Annotated in this window: 6 protein-coding genes; 4 read left to right on the top strand and 2 right to left on the bottom strand. The window is 51.6% G+C overall.

Going from position 1 to position 3308, the window contains the following annotated elements; genetic code table 11:
- On the bottom strand, positions 1–532 hold a 532-nt coding region (locus tag AMR42_RS12295), incomplete at its 3' end, for a hypothetical protein (protein ID WP_143473056.1).
- 14 nt (positions 533–546) lie between these two features.
- Positions 547–1062, bottom strand: coding sequence for a hypothetical protein (locus AMR42_RS12300; protein ID WP_099533845.1), 516 nt, complete (start codon positions 1060–1062; stop codon positions 547–549).
- A gap of 30 nt (positions 1063–1092) precedes the next feature.
- Between AMR42_RS12300 and AMR42_RS12305 the strand changes: the two genes are divergently transcribed.
- From AMR42_RS12305 to AMR42_RS20510, 4 genes are all read left to right on the top strand, one after another.
- Positions 1093–1926, top strand: a complete 834-nt coding sequence (locus AMR42_RS12305; protein WP_099533847.1) for a hypothetical protein — start codon at positions 1093–1095, stop codon at positions 1924–1926.
- A gap of 130 nt (positions 1927–2056) precedes the next feature.
- Positions 2057–2587, top strand: coding sequence for a hypothetical protein (locus AMR42_RS12310; RefSeq protein WP_099533848.1), 531 nt, complete (start codon positions 2057–2059; stop codon positions 2585–2587).
- Between the two features lie 35 nt (positions 2588–2622).
- Positions 2623–2922, top strand: coding sequence for a hypothetical protein (locus AMR42_RS12315; RefSeq protein WP_143473057.1), 300 nt, complete (start codon positions 2623–2625; stop codon positions 2920–2922).
- Positions 2919–3296 (top strand): hypothetical protein, encoded by a 378-nt coding sequence (locus AMR42_RS20510; protein WP_158234463.1) that lies wholly within the window; start codon positions 2919–2921, stop codon positions 3294–3296. The genes AMR42_RS12315 and AMR42_RS20510 overlap by 4 nt, the downstream gene beginning before the upstream one ends.
- Positions 3297–3308 lie beyond the last annotated feature (12 nt).

Below are 3308 nucleotides of genomic sequence, written 5' to 3' on the forward strand. Positions count from 1 at the left end.
CCGTTTGCCACGTCCAGGTGTCGGGCCCGGTGGCTCTGAGGATCTGGCCTGGGGTGGGCGGGGTGGTTGGGGCGTTGAGCTTGGCCAGCAGCAGGGTCTCCAGGTTGGCGATATCAGCCACCACATGGTTGTGGTCGGAGTCGGCTTTTGAGTTCAATTGCCCCTGGTAAAACGCCTTATCCGCGTCGCGAAGGTCAACCTCGTAATAGCGAATCAGAATCGGCGCGAAGTTGTAGGCAATCTGCGCTTCAATTTGCCACGCGCCAACAGGATAAGAATCCTGAAAATCGCCCGGTACGAGTTCACGGAAATCAATGAGACGCGCTTGATTAGGTTCCAAAAACGTGGTCGTTTCTTGCGAGTAAATCGGGGTTTCAACGCCTTCGACTCCATAGCGTAAACGCAGGTTAAATTGGCAACCAATTGAGTTGTCATCGCTCTTGGATTGCACCAAGATTGTCTTGGTTTTGGTGGCTGCTACGACGCGCCATTGCTCGGTTAAGACGTTTGCGCCGATGATTGAGACGGTCATGCTTTGGGCTACTGCTATAGCTTTGCGAGAATTTCGGACTGTGTGAGCTGGATTTCTTCAATTGCGGTATTTTGCAACGCTTCAATATCCTGAAGTGATCTCAGCTCATTAATGATTTCGTCGCTGCTTTCTCCAATGTATTCAAAAACGCCGACTTCGATCTTGGGAATCCACTTTGCGGGACGAAAAAAAAGCTGATAGTTGCTGACAATTCTGGGAATCGAAACTAGGCGTGAGCGGTTAATCTGAGCTGAGTAATTCGCGAAAATTGACCGACTGAGCGGTAAGCCTCCAAAGAGGTTTAAATCACAAGAAACTTGGATTGTTCCCGCGTGGCTCCAGGTGGGTTTTACTGCGTCTGGCGGGCAAAAGCAGCCAACAATTACCAGGGGACTGCTGAGATTTCCAGGCACTACCACATCAGGGATTGGCTCAAAAACCCCGGGAGTGATTCGTGCAGCTTCAAGGTTTGCAGACCAAACATTGCTCCAGTTCGCTTTGTTGGTGATATCAGCCTTAAGATAGTCCACAGATGTAATTCTGTACAGATTTCTTTAATTATGGCACTTCCTGCAAATTTTTCCTCTACGGAGCACCTGCAAGATCTCGTGAAGCGATTTGCGAACCGGGAGGTTAACGACTGGTTTCGGGACGTTGACGACGAAACCAATCTTCAAGCCCCAAGGGCGAGCCTAAAGCTGGGTTGTCTACACCAAGAACAGGACTCAATTCAGCAAACTAACCTGAGAATGTTCCTGTTCTGGATGGTGGTGACAGGCGAGCAGCGTTTCGGGTCAAAAGTGTATGGAATTCCGATTCAAGAGGAACAGGCAAGGGTTAAATTCAAGCCTCAAATAATGCTCTATTTCGAGCAACCGTGGGAAGAAAGAGAAGTTGTTGGAACCGAAAGGATGTCGCCGGTTACTGGCGAGATTTCTGTGCGACTGAGGAATCAGGAATGGAACACGATTTCTGAGTCTGAGCTAAAAACTTTAGGGCAATTAATTAAAAGCAATTTTGGCGGATCAAGTCCTAAGCGCTGGCAAAAAGGTAAGCACTATTTTTCCTATTACGACAAGGAAAAGGGGCATCAATTCAAGATTCTGGTTAGAAATCGCAGTGATGGACGCGACTTGGTGGGGGACGTGCTTAACCTCATAGGAGAAACGCCTAATTGGGACTTTGCGGCCTGGAAAGAATCGGAAGACCCAGCCAGCGCATTCCCAGACAGCAGCCGATCGGGCAACGTCTTGGGCAAGGTTAAACGGCTCCCACGCTCCCGGCCTAACGCCACGGTGGTATTTCGCTATGCGATCGCCCATGTCTGGGGAGAGCCGCTGCCGATACCGCTCTACGACCTTTCGGGGCGCTTTCGGGGGGCTTTGGTCAGGTGAATGCGGCTGAATTCCCCCTTGTGGAGCAACTGGGAATTTCCCGGACACCTTAAGGTCTCTAGAGTCCACTTCAAGCCACAGAAACGCGCTAGGGTCAGGGATACAGCCACTCACCCAAGGAGTCCCGCCCATGGCTCGCCGGTTTTCCGATATTCGCCGTGCCGCGAAACTAAACGCGGCGCTTACGGCCTACCAAGCCTATTTGGCCAAGCCGCCGTCTACGACCCTGCCCACCTACAAAGCGCGCCCGGATCAAGTATCTCTAGGGGTTTCGCCGTTTGGACTCACGCTAGCCACAGGAACAAATGCCCTGGTGCGAGCCGCCGAAGCGTCTTTCAGTGCTCTCGGCACTGAAATTGCGAAAGAAGCCTCTTGCGCAACATCAACCGAAAACTCAACGAAACTGATCGGATTTCGTCCTGCACGGATCACCGTGTTTCAAAACGCAACCAAGCCGGCTCCTACCTTGGGAACCTCGAAGTTTACCGGACTTCCTTACCGAGTCTATGCGGGCGATCGGTTCGCTTGTCCGTTTGGGGCAAAGACTGGCACAGACAAAGAAATCGACACATCCAATAAGCTAATCGCGGCTTTCAAGGCTCGTACAGCCTTTGAAATCAACCGGGTTTCGGTCACCCCTGAGCGTCAGTACAATCAATAGACTGGACGCAAATTAGCCCTATCAATCTGTTAACAATGTCTCAGACTTCTTCGCTCGATCCTACTGAACCTCTGATGACGTTTTTTCGGGACAACCCGGACTACAACACAGCGGACGTGATGGCGGAAGCTGAGGCATTGTTTAACCGTCAAAAAATGATTGATTTGGTGGTATCAGGGTCAATACCGCCGGATGAATTGATGGATTGCCTGACAGATCAGGGCTACAAAAGCGATGACTACATCGATCAAATCTGCGAAAACATCGAAACAATTATCGACAATGACCTTGGGCGATTTATAGATCCTTTGGATCGGGAATTTTTCCTGCAATGACATCACGAAACCGTCCCGAAATCCAGTTAAGCGATCTAACGAGACGGGTAGGGGAACTCGAAAGCAAAATCTTTGGAGCTGGTGAGTCAGTGGTGGGGCTACTGGAAACACTCCGCGCCGGGGTGGAGCAGAACAGCATCAGCCAGAGCCAGTTGGCGACGATCGAGTCGCGATTGAGCCTGATTGAGGCGCAAGCACACCCCGCAAAGCAACTGGCCCACCTCAAAAACCTGTCCCTGTGGCTCTCACGACTACCAGGGGGACTGTGGGGGGCGATTTGGGGATTGGTGGCGATCGATTTGGCGATCGCTCTGGCGATCGACCTGATGGGGCCCGCTGACCTGCTGAGGGCGTTTTTAGGATTGGGGGGTTAGGGGGACAGGGGA

Source organism: Limnothrix sp. PR1529 (assembly GCF_002742025.1).
Classification (GTDB): domain Bacteria; phylum Cyanobacteriota; class Cyanobacteriia; order CACIAM-69d; family CACIAM-69d; genus CACIAM-69d.

What these genes read in the sequence shown, in the direction of transcription:
- AMR42_RS12305 (WP_099533847.1), top strand. Translation starts at nt 1,093, where the DNA reads ATGGCACTTCCTGCAAATTTTTCCTCTACGGAGCACCTGCAAGATCTC.
- AMR42_RS12310 (WP_099533848.1), top strand. Translation starts at nt 2,057, where the DNA reads ATGGCTCGCCGGTTTTCCGATATTCGCCGTGCCGCGAAACTAAACGCG.
- AMR42_RS12315 (WP_143473057.1), top strand. Translation starts at nt 2,623, where the DNA reads ATGTCTCAGACTTCTTCGCTCGATCCTACTGAACCTCTGATGACGTTT.
- AMR42_RS20510 (WP_158234463.1), top strand. Translation starts at nt 2,919, where the DNA reads ATGACATCACGAAACCGTCCCGAAATCCAGTTAAGCGATCTAACGAGA.